The organism is Terriglobia bacterium, from assembly GCA_020072645.1.
Lineage (GTDB): Bacteria > Acidobacteriota > Terriglobia > Terriglobales > Acidobacteriaceae > Angelobacter.
This window is the reverse complement of record JAIQGK010000015.1, coordinates 27714-47992: the sequence shown is the minus strand read 5'-3', so window position 1 is coordinate 47992 and position 20279 is coordinate 27714. Positions and strand designations below refer to the sequence as shown.

The window sequence follows — 20279 nt, the reverse complement described above, 5'->3', positions numbered from 1 at the left end:
AGATGAACTATCCAGCAACATTACGAGCAAATGTTGAACAGCCGGGCTGGCGCGCGGAACTGCTGATCGTCGGCATTGCGGTGGCGTTGTCTGCTGGCGCGCTTGTCAGCCCTCTTGCGTTGCCGCTGGCCTTCAGCGGAGCAGTGTTCGTTCTGGCTGCGCTTCGATTCAAGCCGTTACTGCCATTGGTAATATTTTTCTTGCCGGTTACGCCATTTCTCAACTGGGATTTTCCCATACGCGATCTCAGCACATTGGTGCGGTTCAGCTTCTTTGCCGGCGTTGTGGTATATCGCGTGACACATAACAGTAAAAAAGACCTGCGGACGTGGCTCTTTGGTACCTGGTTGACGCGCGCGATTCTTACTTACCTGGCCGTAGCCATTGCATCTGCGCTGTTTCTCAATCCAGTCACGCTCGACGCGCAGCGTGAGCTCATGCGCTTGGCGTCTTACGTTTGCTTCTACTATGTCATTACCGATTGGTGTCAGACCGAGACCAATACTCGGATCTTGTTGAAAGTCTTGATGGCTTCGACCATCGTCGTGGCGCTCTTCGGATTCTGGCAGGCATTCACGGGCGGTTATTCTTCGCTCTACGACGTGCTCTACCCAATTCAAGATGAAATTGCGCAGATCCCAGCATGGGAAGGGCGCATCACGTCTTTTCTTGAACACTATAACGGTCTTGCTGGATACCTCAATCTGGTGCTGCCATTCTGTTTGGCCTTTGCAACCGGCGGCACCGATCCTGTTCTTCGCACGCTGAGCAGATGGTGTCTTGTGTTTGCTGCTACAGCGCTTTTGCTCACACAGAGCCGCGGTGGTCTGCTGGCTTTCGTTGCCATTCTGATAGCGCAGGTATGTCTTGCTGCACGGGATCGTAAAACTCGCATAAAGCGAGTCGCCCTTGTCCTGATTGTCTGTCTGCTGGCTGCCGCAGTGGCTGGCTTCTTCTTTCAGCGGCTTGGCGAGATTGACGACTTCACCACAGTCTCGCGTCTTGCAATCTGGGGTGGAGCTTTCACTGTCTTCGCCCGATCGCCGTTGCTAGGCACCGGCTTTGGAAATCTTCGTGGCCTGATGGGCGGCCTCTTGAGTCTGCCTGACGGCTGGACCGGCGACGCGCATAATCTGTACCTGGAACTCCTGGCGGAAACCGGCTTGATAGGCTTCCTGGTCTTTGGGGTTGTAATTGTTCTTGCATTGCGAAACGCCGTGAAACTATTGCGTAAAGCGCATGACAACTTCAACAAGATGATTGCTCTTGCCATCGTTTCTGCTATCTGTGGTGTGCTGGTCCACGGAACGGTCGATTACCTGTTCCACACCACGCCGCAGGTGACGGCCTTGTTTTTTGTCGTTCTGGGATTGCTAAGCGCACAAGGTTCGATCCCTGAAGCAGCTCCAAGCGGGCAGGCCGCCACATGATTGCCCAGGGGACTGTAGAAAAGAACATGATTGCAGAAGACAAGATCGCTGCAGAAAAGAAGTTCGCTACAGAAGTCGTGCTGGCTTGCAACGTTTGCCGGAGCGATCGCATACAGAAAGTAGACCCAGACTTCAATTTCTGCCGTTGCGATTCTTGTGGATGCGTTTTCGACAGCCCGCGGCCGTCTTTCGCCCAGATCAGCGCCTTTTACTCGCAGACAGACAAGTACGATACATGGCTACAAAAAGAGTTGGCCCGTGACATGCTGTGGAAGCGCAGGCTCAAAAAATTGTTACGAGCTGGCGCCAAGGGCAGTCTGCTGGATATTGGTACAGGATACGGACAATTTCTCCACCATGCCCGACCCCATTTCGCGGAGGTCAGCGGAACAGAAGTGTCTGAGAGTGCAGTCGCCCTCGCAAAAGAAAAATATGGTCTTAACCTTCTTATCGGACAGGTCGAAGAGCTGGATCTGCCCCCGCACTCCTTCGATGTCATTACTTTGTTCCATGTTCTGGAGCATGTGCCCGACCCGGGAAGGCTCGTGAGTCGGTGCCATGCTCTGTTAAGGGCGCAAGGAATTCTGGTCATCGCGGTGCCAAATGACGTGCTGGCATGGACCTCAAAGATCAAGAAGATCGGCAAAAATATCGGCCTAAGCCCCTTTCAGAAGTTCAGTCCGAAGTTGGGCATTGCGCGGGCGGGAGCGTCTCGCGAAATACATCTTTCACACTTCACGCCGTCCGTACTGCGCCGCCTTCTTGAAAATTGTGGATTGCGCATGGTGGAAGAATCACTCGATCCCTATTATGTTTCCAGCGGTTTACCTTTACTCCTGGATAGTAGCTATTACGCAGTTCACCGGATCTTGCATGCGGCCCTGAAAATTAACCGGTATGACACAATCTGGATGGTCGCGCGCAAACCATGAATTCACTCAAAGAGCTGCAACGAAACTGGGAAGGGTTGGCACAAACCGATCCGCTGTGGGCGATATGCACTGATCCCAGCAAACGCAACAGCCAATGGGACAGAGAAGAGTTTTTCGCGACGGGCCGCAAAGAGATTGAAACAGTACTTGGCTACGCCACCAGAGTTGGCCTTTGCATCGATAAAAGTCGGCCAGCACTCGACTTTGGTTGTGGGGTGGGTCGCTTGACCCGCGCCATGTCCGAATATTTTTCTGAATGCCGCGGCGTGGATATTTCCCCGACCATGATCAGCACGGCGCGAGAGCTCAATCATGATTGTCCCCGCTGCCATTTCCAACTGAATGAAGACACTCGATTGAAGTGTCTGCCGGACAATTATTTTGGCTTCATTTATACGAACCTCGTGCTCCAGCACATCGCACCACCATGCAGCCATCAATATATCGTCGAACTTATCCGGATATTGAACCCTGGCGGGGTGTTGATTGTTCAAGTCCCAGAAAAGCTGCGCGCGAGCGCGCTCACAAAAGTCCGTACAAGATTGGCATTGCGCTCGCGTCTGCACTCCATTTTCGGCAGGGGAAAGCCCTGTACCATGGAGATGCATTGCATCAAAGAAGCAGTGATCCGGAAGTTGATTGCCCAAAATCACGCGCGGATTGTAGCCGTGGCCCTCACAAATTCCTGCGATCCTGCTTTTTCCGGCGATCTCCGATACCTGGCGCAAGAACCGTTACACGGCTATGTAAGCAAGCAATATTGTGTGGTCAAGCACTGACAGGGGCTGCTGCGAATGCGTGTAGGTTTTGATGCCCGCTGGTATAACCAGTCCGGAGTGGGGAGTTACATCTCCGGATTGTTGCCTGCGCTTGTTCGTGCTGGTTGTGAACTGGTGGTTTATGCTGATCCGCGCAATCCGGTCCCAGGATTGAACAGGCTTTCACTGCAGACTGTCCCAGTCTCTTTCGGGAAGTATTCGCCTCTTGCCACGCTCGAATTCCGACGCCGCGAAGAACTGGACAAGCTCGATCTTTTCCACTGTCCGTTTTATGCAGCTCCGCTGTTGCGCTGTCCAGCGGTGGTCACGATTCATGACCTCATCCCGTTTCTATTTCCAGTTTATTTCTGGCCAAAGCAGAAAATCGTTCAGGCAGGATACCGTGCAACGGCTAAACGCGCAGCGCACCTCATTGCGGACTCTCATTGCACAGCAATCGATCTCCAAAGGATATTGGGCGTGACGTCCGAGAGAATTTCTACCGTGCACCTGGCGGCTGATCAAAACACTTTTCATCCGAACGGCGCGGAGAACGAAGAGATGGTTTTGCGAGAGCGGTATCACATCCGAAAGCCGTTTGTACTTGTGTCCAGCGCGCGAAACTGGCGCACGAAGAACTTGGGAAGTGCGCTTTTGGTTTTGGAGATCGTGCGCAAAGAAGTAGGCATTACATTTCAAACCGTGATGTATGGATCCACTTCAAAGGAGAAATTCGAAATTGACGCTAGCCTTAATGTGAATCATGTAGGCTACGTTGACTCTGAAGCTCTGGCCGCCCTCTTCCGCCATGCTCATGCATTTGTGATGCCCTCTCTTTATGAAGGCTTCGGACTTCCATTGGTGGAAGCGATGTCATGTGGCTGCCCTGTAATTACTTCTGACCGAGGTTCGCTGCCGGAAATAGCGGGCGCAGGAGCCCAGTGTTTTGACCCTTTCAATGTCAAAGGCATGGCCAACGCTGTCTGTGCGCTACTGCGTAGTCCTGAAGAGTTACAGCAAAAAAGATCCAATGCCCTGAGGAGAGCTGCTGATTTTTCCTGGGACAAAGCGGCGCTGGAAACGATATCGGTATATCATCACGTAAATCAATACACCAAGCGCCAGCAAATTGGATTAAAACCTTAAAGGGGTGTACTTTCGGATGCGTGCTTTAATCACAGGAGTGACTGGACAGGATGGTTCATACTTGGCCGAGTTGCTTCTGGAAAAAGGATACGAAGTTTACGGAGTCGTCAGAAACCTTGCGCGAGCGCATCCGGAAGGCGCAGCCGCCTTCAGTCGAAGGCTTAATTATGTTGAAGCCGATCTAGCCGACCAGCCTTCCCTTGATCGCGCGATGGGACAGGTTAAGCCCGATGAAGTTTACAACCTCGCTGGACAAACGTTTGTCCCCGTCTCGTGGACTCAGCCGATTTTGACCATGGAAGTCACCGGCATGGGTGCGCTTAGGATGCTGGAAGCAATTCGTCGCCATGCTCCCCAGGCCAGGTTCTTGCAGGTCTCGAGTTCGGAGATTTTCGGGAAGTCCGACGAGGGACGGCAGAGCGAAGTCACGCGCCTGCAACCGCGTAGCCCATACGGCGCTGCCAAAATGTTTGCTCACCATATTACGATCAATTACCGCGAAAGCTATGGCATGTTCGCGTGTTCCTGCATTGCTTTTAACCATGAGTCGCCCCGCAGAGGACCGGAGTTTGTAACGCGCAAAGTGTCACGCCAGGTGGCCCGCATCAAGCTTGGATTGGCCAACAAATTAAAAATGGGAAATCTTGAAAGCCGCCGAGATTGGGGTTTTGCCGGCGACTATGTTCATGCCATGTGGCTGATGCTGCAACAACCCATGCCTGACGATTTTGTGATCGCCACCGGTGTTACTCATAGCGTAAAAGAACTTCTGGAAATTGCGTTCTCACACGCTGGCCTGGATTGGCAAAAGCATGTTGAGATTGATCCTGCGCTGCTACGTCCTATGGAAGAGGATCCGCTGAGCGGAGACGCCGGCAAGGCAAACAAAAGTTTAGGCTGGAAGCCGACGGTTACATTCGAGCAAATGGTGCGGATGATGGTGGATTCCGACTTGTCGTTGCTTTCCAAGCCGGTGGCCCAGGCCGCCGAAACTTCCATCGCGGGAGACTAACGTGCCAGCTTCTGCCGCCGCCAAAACACAGGCTCTCACGCGCAGCCAACAGCTGCCGATGACACGATGGAATCGGACGCTGAAGAGATTAATTGATCTGGCAGGAGCCTCAATTCTTTTGGTACTGTGCTGGCCGCTCGTGTTGATTCTGGCCTTGCGGATAAAGCTTCGCGATGGTGGCCCAGCCTTCTTTCGCCGTCGTGTCGTGGGGCCAAGGGGCGAGTTTGACGCGTTTAAGTTGAGAACCATGCGTGTGGATGCCGATGAAGTGTTGCGGCGTGATCCGGTACTTCGCCACCAATTTGAAGTAGATTTCAAGCTGAAAGACGATCCTCGAATTACTGCCGTCGGACGCACGCTGCGCCGCACTGGGTTGGACGAACTGCCTCAACTCTGGAACGTGCTCAAAGGCGAAATGAGTCTGGTTGGTCCCAGGATGATTACGCCCATCGAACTTAAAAAATACGGGGATGCAAGCTGGATTTTTTCTGAAATGAAGCCTGGTTTGACCGGTTACTGGCAGGTCAGTGGCCATCAGCTGGCTGGCTATGATCGGCGTATCGAAATGGACTTGTTTTATGCAGATAACTGGTCGCTATGGTTTGACTTGAAAATACTCATTAAGACCCCGGCTCGGGTCTGGCGCGGATCAGGGGTGTAGGAATGGCAAATGTTCTGGTTACAGGTGGCGCGGGTTATGTTGGGTCAGTCTGTTGTGCGGAATTGTTGCGAAAGGGACATTCCGTCACAATTGTGGATGATCTCTCTACCGGATACAGGGAAGCAGTGCCTTCAGGCGTGGCTTTTTTTCAAATCGATGTTGGCAATCGGAGCGCAATGCAATCTCTTGTGAGCCATATCCGTTTCGATGCGGTTTTCCATTTTGCCGCCAAGGCTCTGATTCCTGAGTCGGTCAGCAATCCTGGAATGTTTTTTCAATACAACGTGGCTTCAGGAATTGTTATGTTGGAGGTGCTTCGCGCCGCGGGCATCAAGAACTTTGTATTCTCATCTTCAGCCGCAGTGTATGGCACGCCGCAGCGGGTCCCCATTGAGGAGGATGACCCCAAGCTACCGGTCAACTCCTATGGCGAAACCAAGCTGATGTTTGAGCGTATTCTTGATTGGTATTGCCGCGCTTACGGATGGAGCGCGACAGCTCTGCGTTATTTCAATGCTTCCGGCGCCACGGCGGAATTGGGAGAACGCCACGATCCTGAAACGCACATCATCCCTCTATTGCTCCAGGTGGCGGCCGGCGAGCGCAAGGTTTTTCACATCTATGGCGATGAATATGACACGCCAGACGGTACATGCCTCCGCGATTACGTGCATGTGTTGGATATTGCCAGCGCGCATATTTGTGCTCTGAAAAATCTGAACAATCCAGGTATGCGCGCTTACAACATAGGGCTGGGTAAAAGCTATTCGGTGAGAGAAGTCTGCAATGCAACGACTGAAGTTACAGGCCGTAATATCCCTTTGCGGGTAAGCGCCCGGCGTGACGGCGATCCAGCGGTGCTGTGCGCCAGTCCCAAACGCATTATGCGTGAGCTGGATTGGAATCCCGAGCACTCTTCTTTGCAGGAGATTATCGAATCTGCGTGGCAATGGAAGCGCAAACAACTCACCGTGGTCATGTCAGTATCGGGAGCAAAGCGGTGAATCCATTCTTTAGTTGAGTGTCATTTATTCTTTTTGAATGAAGGCTTTTCTACTCGCGGCAGGAAACGGCACACGGCTGCGTCCGTTGACGGACAGCGTTCCCAAATGCCTGCTGCCGATACAAGGCGTTCCCCTGCTGGAAATATGGCTGAATAACTGCAAGTTTGCTGGAATCACTGACGTTCTGGTCAACGCACATGCTCACGCGGGAGCTATCCGAAAATTTGCTACCGAGCAAGAGACCGGGGTGCGAATCCACATCGCCCAAGAACCGGAACTGCTTGGCAGCGCGGGAACTCTGGTGGAAAACCGTGAGTTTGTGTCCGGGGAAAAGTCCTTTTTTGTCCTCTACGCTGACGTGCTGACCAACGTCGATTTGTTACGCATGCTCGCGTTTCACCAGCATAAACATCTTGTAGCTACGCTGGGCGTCTATCAGGTGCCTGATCCGACTCGATGCGGCATCGTGACCACGAATGAAAATTCCGTTATTCAGGAGTTTGTTGAGAAACCATCACAGCCTGCCAGCAACTGGGCCTTCGCGGGTGTGATGGTTGCCGACGCGAAGCTTTTCGATTTTCTTCCGGCGCAACGGCCCGCCGATCTTGGCTTTGACGTGCTCCCAAAGATGATCGGCAAAATGGCTGCATATAGAATTTCTGAGTACCTGTTGGATATCGGCACACTCTCGAACTACCAGCATGCACAACAGTCATGGCCTGGACCAGCTCAATTACAATCGGCCGCTCGAGGACGATAGACGGAAAATGCTTGGCGGCGTGATTTTCGATTTCGATGGAGTTATCGTAGATAGCCATTCTGCGCACATGCAGGCTTGGAAGACTTTTCTCCTCTCCAAAGGCAGAGTAGCCGGCGACGCGGACCTGTCTTTCGTCCGGGAAGGAGCGAAACGTGAAGAGATACTGCGGCATTTCCTGGGAGAACTCACCCCACAACAGGTCGCTTGTTACGGTGCTGAAAAGGACAAATTATTTCAAGTCCGTGCGAGTGAATTGAAGTTTGTCCCGGGCTTTGCCGAATTTCTTCTGCAGCTTGATGCCATTGGATTGCCAAGCGCAGTGGCATCCTCAGGTAGCCGCGGACGAGTGGAGCGTGGCCTGCACTCTTTCAACATACGAGATCGCTTTCGGGCAGTCGTGACAGGAAATGACGTCGAGCGGGGCAAACCTGATCCGGATTTGTTTTTGCTGGCCGCCCAGATCTTGCAAGTCGATGCAAGTCAGATCCTAGTATGCGAAGATGCCGTTGCCGGCGTGCTTGCAGCCAAAAGAGCGGGGATGAAGTGTGTGGGCATCGCTGCCATCGGTAGGGAGACCCTGCTAGAACAAGCTGGCGCTGATCTGGTGGTGAATGATTTTTCGCACATCAGGCTTGAGGATGTCACACGACTCTTCGCTTAGATAAATACACGGATACGCTGTCTGAACCAAAACGCCCAGCGTGGGATTCTGTGACGGTAAATTTGCGAGCAGACGAGCTCCCGGGAAGGAGCATGAAGCTCGTCTGCTGCCTGAAGAGCAGCCTTGGGACCTCTCTTCAGTTTCGCGGGACGCGAACGTCGTTTAAACTGCCTGGGCCAGTACGCGCGCACCGGTCCGGATTACCTGCCGTGAAAACCGCTCCATTTCTTCCAACTGCGGGCTGAATTGCAATAGCAACAAGCCGGCGCCGGCATCTTCAAACTCTGCGACACGTTCAGCCACCTGCTCCGGTGTTCCCACCAAGCCGGAACGTAAGCCGCGATTCGACACCGAGTAATCCTCCAACGAAACGCGCTGCTCCAGTTGTGTGTTGGCCAGCCACTGCTGATAATTCTGGTACCCGGCGGCGTTCTGTTGCACGTCAGTGATGCGGCGCAATTCGTCCTGCGCTTCGCGCTCGGTATCGCGCACAATGGCATAGGCCGCCACGCCAAATTGCATGGGCGGCAGTCCCCATCTCTCGCGACGCGCCGAGAGATCGCGGACCTTGTCGCGAATCTTCTCCGGCGGATCGCCGTGCATCACGTAAGCGTCGCACTTCTGCGAAATCAGGTTCTTGGCTGCTTCTGACTCCCCCCCGGCGTAAATTACAGGTCGAGGGTGAGATACCGGCTTGGGCTGCAAGATTAGATCCTCAACCTTGTAGTACTTGCCGTCGTAATTTACATGATCGTGTTTCCATGCTTTGTCCACCACGTCCAGCCACTCTGAAGTGCGGGCGTAGCGATCATCATGCTTATCGAATTGCACGCCATACTTCCGCGCTTCCTCCGCCCACCATGAGGAGACGACGTTCAGTGAAACGCGGCCGTTGCTGATGTGGTCGATATTCGCCGCCTGCTTCGCCAACAAGGCAGGGTTGTGGAACGTAGGGCGCACGGCCACCATCAACTCAAGTCTGTGCGTCACCGCCGCAAGCGCGGCCGCTGTAGACCAAGCGTCCAGAGACGGCTCTTCAGGGCCCTTGATGTCATTCAAATTGAGTTCGGCGATCAGCGTGAGGTCAAAGCCAATCTCTTCACTGCGGCGGGCCAGCCGGCTGACGTATGGCCAGCTTGTCTCCATTTGCTCGTCTTCCACGTTGCGCAGCCAACCGCCGAAAACAGGGAGCCAGTATCCGTATCGCATTACGCGGCCTCCTGTTCCAGAAAGTCCACCAGACGCACAAAGGGATCAAAACCAACTACCTTTGGTCCGTCAGCCACAAAGTTGGAAAGCGCGTTGATGTCGTAAAAGTAAAGCTTGCCGTCGCGATCATCGAAGATGTACTCAATGCCGCCGACCTCGATTTGCGCTTCCTGCATGATGCGCTCGACCTGTTGGATAATTTCATCCGATGGCGTGTAGCCCTCAACCTTCAGGCCGGTTTTCGGCGCATCCACAGGGCACGCGGCACGGGCCAGTTCCTGGCCGCCGGTGGTCTTGCAAATGTCCGCCGGGCAGAGATCGAAGGTTTCACCGGTAAGGTGGACTTTGATTCCGTAGAGAAATTTGCCGCCCACAACCTCTACGCGGACGATGTGGCTGCCGCGCGCGGGAATAAATTCCTGCACCAGCGCTGTTGTGTCCAGGCCAAGATCGAGCGTGCCTGCCTTGGCTGCGGCCTCAAGTTCCTGCCGCGAGTTGAACTTTGTAACTCCGGCGCCGCTGCCGCCGATGTTCGGCTTCACCACGATAGGGAAGCGCAGCCCTTCAGAAGCCTGCACAGCGTCCGCCGGGTTGTTGATCACGCGGCTCTTGGGGTAGGGAAGCCCTAGCCTTTCCAGCAGGGAAAGCTGCAACGCCTTCGACGTTTCATAGCGAAATGCCTTCTGGCCGTTTACAATTCGCTTGCCACGCTGCTCAAGGTGATCGAGATAATAGAGCGTGTAGAAGATCGCTTGGCCATGACCTCGGCGATAGGCGGAAGGGCTCATTCGATTGAACACCAGTGAATATCCGCCTTCGCCATTCAAATGGGCAGGATCGAAATGGTGTTGTGCCGCGTCAATGCGGACGAACGGAACTCCCCGACGCTCCAGTTCCTTGAAGAGCGGAACGAACCAGTGCGGGTGTTCATAGTAAATTGCGATTGGCTTCTTCAGCTTTGACATGCCTTCCTCTTTCCTTGAGGGGCGCCGCTTGTCCCGTGTGAGAAGCCAAACAAAAAGGCCGCTCACTTTGAGCGGCCCCGGGTTCAATCTGAGTCTAAAATCTAAGAAAAATTGCTCAGCACCGGCCGCTCGCGTGTACACATACACATACAGCAACACATGGCCATGTTGCTGGCGGAAGCCGGGTTGGTGAATAACTGGTGCATCTGAGTTTCAAATCCTACACCTGGGGCGTGGGACAGTCAAATATTCTTCTTTATCCATGCCAATGATTGTGCGTGCTCTCTTTAACGACGGCCAGGGATTGAGCCTTTGAGCTGAAAGAAAACCAAGGTTTGCTTTCCTGCAATCGCCTCGTGCCAAAGCATTTAGAATGGTCTCATGGGCGAGTATTCGGGCATTTTTTCCGGCAATGAACGCAAAGAAAAAGAGCAGCAGATGCTCAAAGCGGGGCGCTTGCCGCCCGGCCAGTCTCTCACGCTAAAGTGGCCGGTGCTGCATTACGGATCAGTGCCGCGATTTGATCCTGCACGTTGGGACTTTTACATTAGGGGATTAGTGGAACAGCCCGTCCGGCTTATGTGGGACGAATTCAACAAGCTACCGAAAGTTAAGACACACAGTGACTTCCATTGCGTCACACGCTGGAGCCGCTTTGACAACGATTGGCAAGGCGTCGCATTCCAGGATGTTCTTAAGCTGGTAAAACTCAAGCCGGAAGCGAAGTACGTACTTGTCCATGCTGAACAGGGTTTCACCGCCAACGTGCCTCTGATTGATCTCGACCGCGAAGACGTGCTTTTTGCTACGCACCATGAGGGCCAGCCGCTCTCGGCTGATCATGGCTATCCACTGCGGCTGATTGTGCCGCATCTTTACGCCTGGAAATCAGTAAAATGGGTGCGAGGATTGGAGTTTACAGACCATGATGTCCCGGGCTTCTGGGAGCAGAACGGCTACCACATGTATGGCGATCCGTTTTTGGAACAGCGGTTTGATACTGATTAGCTGCGAGTAATTAGCAATTGGCAATTAGCCAGTTCGAACTCTGGGTCCGCGCACCTTTGACTTGGCCAATTGCCAGGTGCCAATTGCCATTTGCTACTTCACAATCGCGTTATAGCCATCGCCAGACAAACGAGTGCGCATGGCTTCAGCATCTTTCCTGTCAGTGAATGGGCCGACCTGCACGTGGAACAAGGGGTCTCCGGCTGCATTGGCGATGAAGACTGGATACTGTTTCTTGCGCAACGCTGTTACCAGAATCTCAGCATCTTCCTGTTTCGATACAGCTGCCACTTGAACCATGAAAGAGCTTGCGGCGCCATTTTTAGCATCTGCTCCCGCAGATTGCGCCGTGCTTTGATCTGACGTTTTGCTGCCAGATGACGGCTGCGCCGCAGCTGGTTGATCAGCAGGCTTGGTGGCTGAGCTTGTGTCGCTGGCTGTAGCGGCCGCGCAGTTAGGCGATCCAGGAGGGCAGGTCTGCGTGACAGCTTCAGGAGTCTTGTTGCCGGCGTAAGGCTTTCCCGCGCTGCTGCTGGGCACCGTGGCCACGATCTCAGTTCTTCCGCCGGCGCTGTTGCTCTTACCCAGCAGATATCCCATGGTGAAAAACACGCCGCATACAATTGCCAGGGCAAAAAAGATGCCAAGGAGCTTGCCCGTACTCAGCGTGATTTCAGTGTCGCGCACCTGATCGTCTTCTTTTGCCGACATCTGTGTCCCAGTTGCCATTTCTCCCCCGGTTTTTTAGCTAAGCTTGCCCCCAGTGTAACCCGATTTCTACTTGTTGGAGATCTTTTCTACCGCTTTGGTAATCGCGGAGATCATGTCCACTGGTAATGGGAAGACGATGGTGGTGTTCTTTTCCACGCCAATTTCCGTGAGTGTTTGCAGATAGCGCAACTGGATGGCAATGGGCTCGCCAGAGAGAATGTGCGCGGCTTCCTGAAGACGTTGCGAAGCTGAAAATTCGCCCTCCGCATGGATGATCTTCGCGCGCTTTTCGCGCTCGGCCTCGGCCTGCTTGGCCATGGCGCGCAGCATAGATTCAGGAAGATCAACCTGCTTTACTTCGACGTTGGAAACTTTTACGCCGTACGGCGCGGTATGTTGGTCCAGAATGCTTTGGATACGGGTATTCAGTTTGTCACGGTGCGCCAACAATTCGTCCAGTTCGACTTCACCGAGCACCGAGCGCAATGTGGTCTGGGCAAACTGCTGTGTCTGCCAGTAGTAATTCTGAACCTGGACCACCGCCTGCGGGGCATTGACCACGCGCCAGTAGATCACGGCGTTCACTTTCAAGGTCACGTTATCGCGGGTGATGATGTCCTGCGGCGGGACTTCAAGGGCTTGCTGGCGCAGGTCAATCCGCACCATTTTCTGGATTGGAGGGAATACCAGGATGAGTCCTGGGCCTTTTGCGTCCTGCTGGAGGCGGCCAAGGGAAAAGATCACGCCGCGCTCATATTCGCGCAGGATCTTGATGCAGTTAAAAACATAGAGAAGAACAATGACAACCGGAACAAGAACAAAGAGCACTGGCGCCTCCATCAGAGCACGATTGGGAAAGTCGAACGGATTTTATGGCACATGGGTAACAAAAGCAAAAATTATCCTGCAATCGAAGGCTGAGGTATTGCTTCGTGCACTGGTTCTACATGCAGCATCAGGTTCTCTACCTGGCGAACCACCACTCGGCATCCAGCATCCACATTGGCCGGCGAGATCGCGTCCCATAGTTCGCCCTGGACAAAGACCTTGCCGGAAGGCGTGAGCGGCGCACAGACAATCGCCACTTCGCCGATCATCCCTTGCGCGCCGGTTACGACTTTGTTTCTACGGGCCTTGAATGCAATGGTCATAAGAAAGATTGTGATGATCCCAATCGGGAGCGCTACGGATAAGGCGGCCCAGAGATGCACGCGCATTTGCGGGATCGGTCCATCGACCAATAACAGCGCACCGATCACCATCAAAACAATGCCACCAGTCCCGGCAATGCCGTGTGTCTGAAGCTTTGCTTCCAGCACGAACATAGCAAAAGAAGCAATGATCATCACCAGCGCCATGGACCGTAAGGGAAGCAACTGCAGCGTATAGAGTGAAATAGCAACTGCAACAAAGCCCACCACTCCGGGCAGAATCGCTCCAGGATGGTTGAATTCGAAGAAGATGCACAGCAATCCCAAGGCAAATATGATGAAAGAAATGTTGGGATCCATCAGAACAGAGAGCGTCTGTTGCCGCAGTGTAAGCTCATGGATGCGGATTGGCTTACCCACAAGATGCAGGACCGTCTTGGACCCATCAAAGCGCGTGATGGTCTTGCCTTCCAGTTGCCGAAAGAGATCATTGTCATCGGTAGCAATGTAGTCGACCAGATGCTGCGCAATGGCTTCGTCCGCGGTGAAGGACTTAGATTGACGAACCGCAGTCTCAGCTACACTCACGTTGCGGCCACGCTTGCCAGTGTAGGACCGCAACAGGGAAGCCGCGTAATTTTCCAGCTTTTCTTTCATGATCGGGTCCATGGTCCGTCCGTCACCCCACACAGGATGCGCCGCTCCGGTATTGGTGCTTGGGGCCATGGCAGCGACATCGGCAGCTTCCAAAATAAAAAAGCCTGCGGACGAGGCGTCACTCCCTGCTGGAGTCACGTAAATTATGGTCGGAACCTTGGCGGCGAGCAGCTTCTGAATGATTTGTTCCATTGAAGACATAAGGCCGCCCGGAGTGCGCAACTCGATGAGGAGTGCGTCGGCATGTGTTCGCTCCGCCTCTTGAATGGCCCAGTCAAACCTCTCAGCAATCAAAGGATGTATGGTGTCATTTACCACGATCTTCAGCACGTCTGCTGAAGCAGTGCGCGAAATCAAGAACAGCGCAAATACGATCGCGATCCTGGAAATTCCGGTTTTGAAAAACAGATTACGCATAGCTTTACCTCAAGGATGCGGAGATGTTGGCTTGCCTGCGGTTCCCGATGCAATGTCGCGCTTGAGCGCAATCGCCGCAGCATTCGCAGGATCAAGAGCCAAAGCATGGTCAATATTTTGTGTGGCTGAAGCGGACTTGTTTTCCGCCAGATCCAACCGCGCCATCACCAGATACGCGTCAGCCGTCGGTTGTAACTTTATGGCCATGCGGGCCTCATTGCGCGCGCCCGTAATGTCCTGATCGTTCTCAAGCACCGCCGCCAAGCCAGCATGGGCCCCTGCACTGCCGGGATCAAGCACCACGGCTTCTCGAAACTCTTTTTCTGCTTCCCCAGACAGGCCCGACTGCAACAGCTCCTGGCCGTGCCGCACATGAAAAGCGGCGTGGCTCGCCGGATCAGATTTCGCCAGGCGCGCCTCATTTGTATTTTCTATTTCCAGGGCAATCTGCCGGAAAGTGGATTCGTCGTAGTTGCGCTTGATGCGCTCCAGCGGCATGCGGGCAGGTTGTGCGCCGGAAGCAACTGTCTCCAGGAAGGTCTTAGCTTCTGCATCAGGATGAATTGCTAACAGCTCACGTAGCTCGCGCGTGGCCCCCTGCGTATCGCCTTCGCGGAACAGAGCGACTGCGAGATTGAAGCGATAGTCCGGCTCGTTGGGGTCTGTCTGCACGGTCTTTTCAAAATAGCCGCGCGCACTCTTCTCGCCTCGACGTGCCGCAACAACACCCAGATTGTTTAAGACCTCAGTCAAGGGGAGTCGGGCAGCAAGAGTCTGGAAGGCGCTTTCTGCTCTGTCCATGTGGCCCGCGTAGAACGTTGCAAGTCCCAGGTAAAACTGGGCTTCATTGGCGTTGGCGTCCGCTTTGGGGACGCGCGCAAGCCAGCTTGCGGCTGACTCGTAATCCCGGGCCTTGTAATAGCTTTTACCCAGTTGCAACATGGCAAGAGCATGCGTTGGCTCCAGCCGCACGGCTTCTTTAAAGTATTTGATCTTCTCCTGAGTGTTGGTTGCTATGATGCCGCGCACATAGTTTTCCAGGACATCTGGCCGCTGAGCAGGGAACTGGGAAACAAAACTTTCTTTAGCAGGGGTGCCGGGGCTTAACGTATTCAGGATGTCCCATGCCAGAGCCGTCTGAATAGTAATGAGATTGGCCAGCGGGCCAGATTCCGTGAATTCTGGACTGAGGCGAAGCCGCTCCATATCCATTACGCGAGCATGCGTTGTAATGTTGGATTGATCAACGCGATAGTCGCCCATGACTAAAAAGTCGGCGTCCAGTTGCTGGCCGACCTGATAAAGAGTGGCGCGCGAAGGCTTGGCTCCCGGAGGAATGCCGAGCCGGTCGAATGCGTTGAGCCGGTCGTCTCGTCCCATGACGAAGAATCCGCTGGGGCTCAGCCGCGTGCTCAAAACTTCAGGAAACGACTCACTGATCCAGTCAGTTCCCGCGGCATTAGAAGTATTCTCAAAGGGGATGATTAAAAGCAGCCGGCTCACACGGGCGGGGCCGCTTTGCTGTTGGGCCTGAAGCGGCGCCTCCAGCACCGATATGGCCAGAAACAGCAGTGAGAGAACAATACCAGCTGGTTTTCTCAAGGTAACTAAATTATAGGCCAAAATAGCTCCGTCCCTCTCCGTAAAGGCGCTGGGGCCCGGACCTTCCGGAATCGCGCAAAATTGCCGGTGATCAGGGAGCCTCTGGACCACAAAGCGCACAGGGAAAGATCGAGTGACGGGTGCGAATTCGGGCCCGGAATTTTTCGCCTCAAGGGGGTGCCATTTTGGAACAGCGCACCTCGATTAAAACCGCGAGCAGACGGGAAGAACTTTGTTCGCAGACTAAAATGACTGGGTCTGAATTTTTTGCGCAGACAATAAACAGCAATCGTGAAAAGAGCACAAATGAAGAAATTCCTGACAGCAGCTTTCATGACCGCGACCTTCACAGCCGGTGTGATCTCGGTTCATGCCCTTGGCACGAAAGCACAAGCCAGCTCGTGTGGAGTCAGCTGTATAGCCCCTAAATTGAGTTGTCCTGGCGGCTGTTTTTGTGACTTGACGCAGGGCAATGGCATCGATACAGGCGTTTGCGTCTCAAAGCATTAAAGCATTCACCGCAAAGGACGCGAAGGAAAGAATTTTATCGCAGCAACGTCGCAGAGACAGGACGATTTCAGATTCAATGTAAGTACAAAACCTTTTTTCCTTTGCACCCTTTGCGGTGAGAAACAATAAAAAGGCACGATCTGAATTGTTCTGTCAAATCAGTGGCGTTGACACCGGCGTTTGTATGAAGCATTGATGGTGATTTTACCGCCTTTCTCTGCAATCCCCGACGCTGATAAAGTTTGTAAGTGCACGAATCCGGGGGATCAAAAGAACGTTCTGAAATCATGATCCGTCAAGACAGCGAAGACGATAGGGGGCTCCCTCTGCGCTCGGGATCTCAGCTCTTCGTACTGACCGGAGCCGGAATCAGCGCAGAGAGCGGAATCCCGGTTTTTCAAGGTACCAATTGGCGCGGCCACAGCCATTACGAACTGGCGAATATTGAAGCGTGGGAGCGCGACCCAAAGCTGGTTTGGGAGTATTACTCTGATCGTCGCGCCCACGCGCGCGATGCTAAACCCAATGCCGCACATGTTGCGCTGGCCCGGTGGAATGCAGAATCCAGCGACAGTAGATTGTTTCTGTGCACACAAAACGTGGACAGCCTGCATGAAGCCGCAGGATCGGAAGACGTGTTTCACATCCATGGCAAACTTTTTGAGAGCCGGTGTGCCGCCAATTGCGGTCGTCCACCGTTCACTGACTACAACGGTTATGCGGCGGGCGAGTTGCCGCACTGCGCTTGCGGAGCGCTGGTGCGCCCGAATGTCTGCTGGTTTGGCGAGCAACCGTTTCACCTTGACCGAATTTATGACGCGCTGGAAGCGTGCGATACGTTTATCGCGATTGGGACTTCTGGATCAGTGCAGCCGGTGGCGAGCTTTGTAACCATGCTCAAGCAAAGGCCGCACTCTGCACGAACAATTTTTCTGGGGCTCACGGAACCCGCCAATTTGTTGTACTTCGATGAAGTTCATCTCGGTCCCGCCGCGGAACTGGTGCCGAAATTGTTGCAGTCATGGATGAAAAGGAAATAAGCAACGGGCCTAAAGACTATTGGTTCAGCGGGAACTTCGTCGGTAAAGAACTGGAGCGGGAGACCGGGATCGAACCGGCGACGTCCAGCTTGGGAAGCTGGCATTCTACCACTGAATTACTCCCGCTCGTGATAGCATAACTGCCGAAATTGTAACACTTTGCGCGGCGACTGGAGAGCTGTATCTTACAAGGTCTTTCCGGAAAAGGTACGCATCGATGTCGATGCATAGGCCTGATTTCATTCTCGCCAATCACGATAATGATAAGTCATTGGGAAAACGCACTAGGAACCACGTGGCGGAGGCCACACTAGAGTTGTCCCTAAATGTCTTGAGCTGCGTAGAACGTAGTTATGGCATTCGAACTTCCTGACATCTCAGTTTACCGGCAACTGATCACCGGGCAGTGAGACGCTGCCATGATTCGATACGCAACACTCGTTCGAACGTGAACTCCCGGAAGGAAAGCGTCCCTCACTCCTAACACAATCATGTCGGCATTCTTGTCGTGCGCAACTTTCAAGATCGTTTCCACTGTCTCCCCGGATTCGATCACAAATTCCGTCTGCAAGGGCGCCAGCCGCGGTTCAAAGATATGGACCATGTTCCTGCAAACTGGCTCTGACAGCTTCTGCGTGTCAGGATTACTGGCAGTTTCCTCCGGCAAAACATGGAGCACGGTTACCTTGGCCCCGTAAGCTCCGGCCAGGCCCACAACAAACGGCAGAGCGCGCATGCTTTCCTCTGAAAGATCTGTCGGCACCAGAATGTTCTCTATCTTTATTCTTGAACTTGGCTGATCAGGGCCAACGGTCAACACTGGGCACGTTGCCACACGGCAGATCCCTTCCACGGCCGAACCCAGCAGGAAGCGGCGTAATCCAGTGCGTCCATGCGTGCCCGCAACTATCAGATCAATGTGATTTTGATTGATCTCCTCCTGCAACGCATCACCCAGGATACCTGATGACAGTAGCGCCTTGGTTTTGATTCCTTCCAGTTGTGGCGAATGCAGGATGTTGTCCAGTTCTTTGGTCGCGGCCTCATACTCAGCTTCATAGAAATAAGGCGCCGATTGGGGAGCCGCGGTGGCCAGCGACGTTGGAGTAATGATGTGGCAGGCAAAAACGGATGCGCCAAACTTTTTAGCAAGGGAGGCGGCGTACGGAAATGCCTTCATCGAAGCCTCAGAAAAGTCCGTTGCAAATAAGATGTTCTTTACGCTTGCGACCGGACTCGGAACAATGGGTGCACGAACGGTAGCCATATGAACCTCCTTGCTTTGACTATATGCCCGGAAATTCGCGTGTTCTGTGATGACTGTCACATGGTTGACACAGCCGCGTCACTGCCGAAAGAGGTTTTCGACACCGTAATTGATCCACCGGAATCGCGCACAGCAGAGCAGATGTTGTTGGACTCCAGATGGTTCCTGATGCTTTGGCGGCTTCGGCTATAAGCGATCCCGCACTGTCAGTACCGGACACTCAGCGTGGCGCACGACCTTTGACGCAATGGACCAACTGGCATGTTCTGACAGCGGACGCGCATGCGTGACGCCCAGAACAATTAAGTCGGCTTTCACTTCGCGTGCGCTTTCAAGGATCGTGCTCACCGGATCGCCACTGGCGATCTTGAAGCCAGGCTTGCACCACAAGGTAGCGTCTTCCGGTACAAGCTGCTCCATCCGTTGCCTGTTGCCAAAAGCATTTTCCTCTTCACCTTTTTCCGGGATGTGCAGGAGCGTAAGGTTACCGTTGGATTCCTCCGCCAGCGCCACAGCATATTGCGCGGCACGGAGTGAATGTGGTTCGAGGTCAGTGGGCAGCAGTATGGAAGAGAATCGTTCACCGCACGCCTGGATGTGTGGTCCAACCGTAAGCACGGGTATGCCCATCTCCCGGAATAGAGCTTCTCCAGTTGAGCCGAAGATGAATTTTGCTGCGCCTCCTGCGGCGTGAGTGCCAATGACGAGTAGATCAGCCCGGAATTCCCTGGCCAGCCGGGCGACTTCTTCAACCACGTTTCCCTCTGCCACCTCAACAGCGAAGCGCGTTTCCTTTTTCATGCACGGTTGCAGCCATGCATTAAGAGTTTCTTTCACATTCGTTGCGGTTTCAGAAGGAAGCATAAGGGCTGGATTGAGAACATGAACAATGACCAGAGTCGCGCCGGATCTGTGGGCCAGTTCCGTGGCGATTTTTATGGTATTTGCCGAAGATGGCGACAGGTCAACTGCCACCAGCAGGTGATCAAAATGCACTCGCATGGTTTCCAGATGCGGTTCCTTCAGTGACGAGAATGCATTCGGATTGTTCATAAAACCTCCATTCAATCCAGCCAATTCCGTGGCTGAGCCAGTCAGCAAAAACTAGGTGCCGGTCTTCAGCGTGAAAGATGTGGACGTGACTTCGGGAAAAGCCTCGCGATCTGCATCCTGTGATAATTCCATCGCCAGAAAGTCCCCTTCAGACATTTCTTCTCTGAGTTCATGCATCAAATTCAATTGCATTTTGGTCAAGGCTTCATCCAGGGCCTTTGGTGGTCTTTCCGCCAAGCCAAAAGCTCTGGGGTTGTTCAATATGTTCCCCAGCATCAGATAAACTTCTTTAACTCGATCGTTCATGACATCCCCTTCCGGCTTG

General features: G+C 53.6%; 20 protein-coding genes and 1 tRNA gene. 11 read left to right on the top strand and 10 right to left on the bottom strand.

The window, feature by feature from the left end; all coding sequences use genetic code 11:
- The first annotated feature begins 2 nt into the window (after nt 1–2).
- From LAO76_21330 to LAO76_21290, 9 genes are read left to right on the top strand one after another with little or no spacing between them, the layout of a single operon-like run.
- The gene (locus LAO76_21330; protein MBZ5493468.1) at nt 3–1430 is read left to right on the top strand and encodes an O-antigen ligase family protein; all 1428 of its coding nucleotides are present in this window, start codon (nt 3–5) and stop codon (nt 1428–1430) included.
- A complete protein-coding gene (locus LAO76_21325; GenBank protein ID MBZ5493467.1) occupies nt 1427–2362 on the top strand; it encodes a class I SAM-dependent methyltransferase in 936 nt (311 codons plus the stop codon). The genes LAO76_21330 and LAO76_21325 overlap by 4 nt, the downstream gene beginning before the upstream one ends.
- Nucleotides 2359–3141, top strand: coding sequence for a class I SAM-dependent methyltransferase (locus tag LAO76_21320; GenBank protein ID MBZ5493466.1), 783 nt, complete (start codon nt 2359–2361; stop codon nt 3139–3141). The genes LAO76_21325 and LAO76_21320 overlap by 4 nt, the downstream gene beginning before the upstream one ends.
- A 15-nt stretch (nt 3142–3156) precedes the next feature.
- Nucleotides 3157–4266 carry a glycosyltransferase family 4 protein gene (locus LAO76_21315; GenBank protein MBZ5493465.1) on the top strand — a complete coding sequence of 370 codons (1110 nt, stop codon included), beginning with the start codon at nt 3157–3159 and terminating at the stop codon, nt 4264–4266.
- Between the two features lie 16 nt (nt 4267–4282).
- Nucleotides 4283–5278 (top strand): GDP-mannose 4,6-dehydratase, encoded by a 996-nt coding sequence (locus LAO76_21310; GenBank protein ID MBZ5493464.1) that lies wholly within the window; start codon nt 4283–4285, stop codon nt 5276–5278.
- A 1-nt stretch (nt 5279) separates the two neighbouring features.
- Nucleotides 5280–5939 carry a sugar transferase gene (locus LAO76_21305; GenBank protein ID MBZ5493463.1) on the top strand — a complete coding sequence of 220 codons (660 nt, stop codon included), beginning with the start codon at nt 5280–5282 and terminating at the stop codon, nt 5937–5939.
- Nucleotides 5940–5941: 2 nt separating this feature from the next.
- Nucleotides 5942–6943, top strand: a complete 1002-nt coding sequence (galE, locus tag LAO76_21300; GenBank protein MBZ5493462.1) for a UDP-glucose 4-epimerase GalE — start codon at nt 5942–5944, stop codon at nt 6941–6943.
- Between the two features lie 37 nt (nt 6944–6980).
- Complete coding sequence (locus tag LAO76_21295; protein ID MBZ5493461.1) at nt 6981–7703, top strand: nucleotidyltransferase family protein; 723 nt, start codon at nt 6981–6983, stop codon at nt 7701–7703.
- Between the two features lie 19 nt (nt 7704–7722).
- A complete protein-coding gene (locus LAO76_21290) occupies nt 7723–8364 on the top strand; it encodes an HAD family phosphatase (protein MBZ5493460.1) in 642 nt (213 codons plus the stop codon).
- 162 nt (nt 8365–8526) lie between these two features.
- Here the strand turns inward: LAO76_21290 and LAO76_21285 are convergent, their stop codons facing one another.
- Both LAO76_21285 and LAO76_21280 read right to left on the bottom strand, forming a co-directional pair.
- Nucleotides 8527–9573: an LLM class flavin-dependent oxidoreductase gene (locus tag LAO76_21285; protein ID MBZ5493459.1), complete on the bottom strand. Its 1047-nt coding sequence runs from the start codon at nt 9571–9573 to the stop codon at nt 8527–8529.
- Entirely contained in the window at nt 9573–10538 is a 966-nt protein-coding gene (locus LAO76_21280) for an ATP-grasp domain-containing protein (GenBank protein MBZ5493458.1), read from the bottom strand. The genes LAO76_21285 and LAO76_21280 overlap by 1 nt, the downstream gene beginning before the upstream one ends.
- Nucleotides 10539–10976: 438 nt before the next feature.
- Here LAO76_21280 and LAO76_21275 point away from each other — a divergent pair, with 438 nt between their 5' ends.
- Complete coding sequence (locus LAO76_21275) at nt 10977–11546, top strand: sulfite oxidase-like oxidoreductase (GenBank protein ID MBZ5493457.1); 570 nt, start codon at nt 10977–10979, stop codon at nt 11544–11546.
- Nucleotides 11547–11639: 93 nt separating this feature from the next.
- Here the strand turns inward: LAO76_21275 and LAO76_21270 are convergent, their stop codons facing one another.
- Genes LAO76_21270 through LAO76_21255 form a run of 4 tightly spaced genes read right to left on the bottom strand, consistent with a single transcriptional unit; the run spans nt 11640 to nt 16084 of the window.
- A complete protein-coding gene (locus LAO76_21270; GenBank protein MBZ5493456.1) occupies nt 11640–12275 on the bottom strand; it encodes an SPOR domain-containing protein in 636 nt (211 codons plus the stop codon).
- Nucleotides 12276–12323: 48 nt separating this feature from the next.
- A complete protein-coding gene (locus LAO76_21265; GenBank protein ID MBZ5493455.1) occupies nt 12324–13097 on the bottom strand; it encodes a slipin family protein in 774 nt (257 codons plus the stop codon).
- A gap of 59 nt (nt 13098–13156) precedes the next feature.
- A complete protein-coding gene (locus tag LAO76_21260) occupies nt 13157–14455 on the bottom strand; it encodes a nodulation protein NfeD (GenBank protein MBZ5493454.1) in 1299 nt (432 codons plus the stop codon).
- 36 nt (nt 14456–14491) lie between these two features.
- Nucleotides 14492–16084 carry a tetratricopeptide repeat protein gene (locus tag LAO76_21255; protein ID MBZ5493453.1) on the bottom strand — a complete coding sequence of 531 codons (1593 nt, stop codon included), beginning with the start codon at nt 16082–16084 and terminating at the stop codon, nt 14492–14494.
- A 797-nt stretch (nt 16085–16881) separates the two neighbouring features.
- On the opposite strand from LAO76_21255, the gene LAO76_21250 reads away from it, so the two are divergent.
- Nucleotides 16882–17634 (top strand): NAD-dependent deacylase, encoded by a 753-nt coding sequence (locus LAO76_21250; GenBank protein ID MBZ5493452.1) that lies wholly within the window; start codon nt 16882–16884, stop codon nt 17632–17634.
- Nucleotides 17635–17685: 51 nt separating this feature from the next.
- Here the strand turns inward: LAO76_21250 and LAO76_21245 are convergent.
- The 4 genes from LAO76_21245 to LAO76_21230 form a co-directional block, all read right to left on the bottom strand.
- Nucleotides 17686–17760: transfer RNA gene (locus tag LAO76_21245), tRNA-Gly, on the bottom strand.
- 256 nt (nt 17761–18016) lie between these two features.
- Nucleotides 18017–18901: a universal stress protein gene (locus LAO76_21240; protein ID MBZ5493451.1), complete on the bottom strand. Its 885-nt coding sequence runs from the start codon at nt 18899–18901 to the stop codon at nt 18017–18019.
- A 186-nt stretch (nt 18902–19087) separates the two neighbouring features.
- Nucleotides 19088–19954: a universal stress protein gene (locus LAO76_21235; GenBank protein MBZ5493450.1), complete on the bottom strand. Its 867-nt coding sequence runs from the start codon at nt 19952–19954 to the stop codon at nt 19088–19090.
- 51 nt (nt 19955–20005) lie between these two features.
- Nucleotides 20006–20260: a hypothetical protein gene (locus tag LAO76_21230; GenBank protein ID MBZ5493449.1), complete on the bottom strand. Its 255-nt coding sequence runs from the start codon at nt 20258–20260 to the stop codon at nt 20006–20008.
- Between the last annotated feature and the right edge of the window lie 19 nt (nt 20261–20279).

Bases quoted from the DNA above. Each gene is read 5' to 3' on its own strand.
- LAO76_21330 (MBZ5493468.1), top strand. From the start codon at position 3: ATGAACTATCCAGCAACATTACGAGCAAATGTTGAACAGCCGGGCTGG.
- LAO76_21325 (MBZ5493467.1), top strand. From the start codon at position 1,427: ATGATTGCCCAGGGGACTGTAGAAAAGAACATGATTGCAGAAGACAAG.
- LAO76_21320 (MBZ5493466.1), top strand. From the start codon at position 2,359: ATGAATTCACTCAAAGAGCTGCAACGAAACTGGGAAGGGTTGGCACAA.
- LAO76_21315 (MBZ5493465.1), top strand. From the start codon at position 3,157: ATGCGTGTAGGTTTTGATGCCCGCTGGTATAACCAGTCCGGAGTGGGG.
- LAO76_21310 (MBZ5493464.1), top strand. From the start codon at position 4,283: ATGCGTGCTTTAATCACAGGAGTGACTGGACAGGATGGTTCATACTTG.
- galE (MBZ5493462.1), top strand. From the start codon at position 5,942: ATGGCAAATGTTCTGGTTACAGGTGGCGCGGGTTATGTTGGGTCAGTC.
- LAO76_21295 (MBZ5493461.1), top strand. From the start codon at position 6,981: ATGAAGGCTTTTCTACTCGCGGCAGGAAACGGCACACGGCTGCGTCCG.
- LAO76_21285 (MBZ5493459.1), bottom strand. From the start codon at position 9,573: ATGCGATACGGATACTGGCTCCCTGTTTTCGGCGGTTGGCTGCGCAAC.
- LAO76_21280 (MBZ5493458.1), bottom strand. From the start codon at position 10,538: ATGTCAAAGCTGAAGAAGCCAATCGCAATTTACTATGAACACCCGCAC.
- LAO76_21275 (MBZ5493457.1), top strand. From the start codon at position 10,977: ATGCTCAAAGCGGGGCGCTTGCCGCCCGGCCAGTCTCTCACGCTAAAG.
- LAO76_21270 (MBZ5493456.1), bottom strand. From the start codon at position 12,275: ATGGCAACTGGGACACAGATGTCGGCAAAAGAAGACGATCAGGTGCGC.
- LAO76_21265 (MBZ5493455.1), bottom strand. From the start codon at position 13,097: ATGGAGGCGCCAGTGCTCTTTGTTCTTGTTCCGGTTGTCATTGTTCTT.
- LAO76_21250 (MBZ5493452.1), top strand. From the start codon at position 16,882: ATGATCCGTCAAGACAGCGAAGACGATAGGGGGCTCCCTCTGCGCTCG.
- LAO76_21240 (MBZ5493451.1), bottom strand. From the start codon at position 18,901: ATGGCTACCGTTCGTGCACCCATTGTTCCGAGTCCGGTCGCAAGCGTA.
- LAO76_21235 (MBZ5493450.1), bottom strand. From the start codon at position 19,954: ATGAACAATCCGAATGCATTCTCGTCACTGAAGGAACCGCATCTGGAA.
- LAO76_21230 (MBZ5493449.1), bottom strand. From the start codon at position 20,260: ATGAACGATCGAGTTAAAGAAGTTTATCTGATGCTGGGGAACATATTG.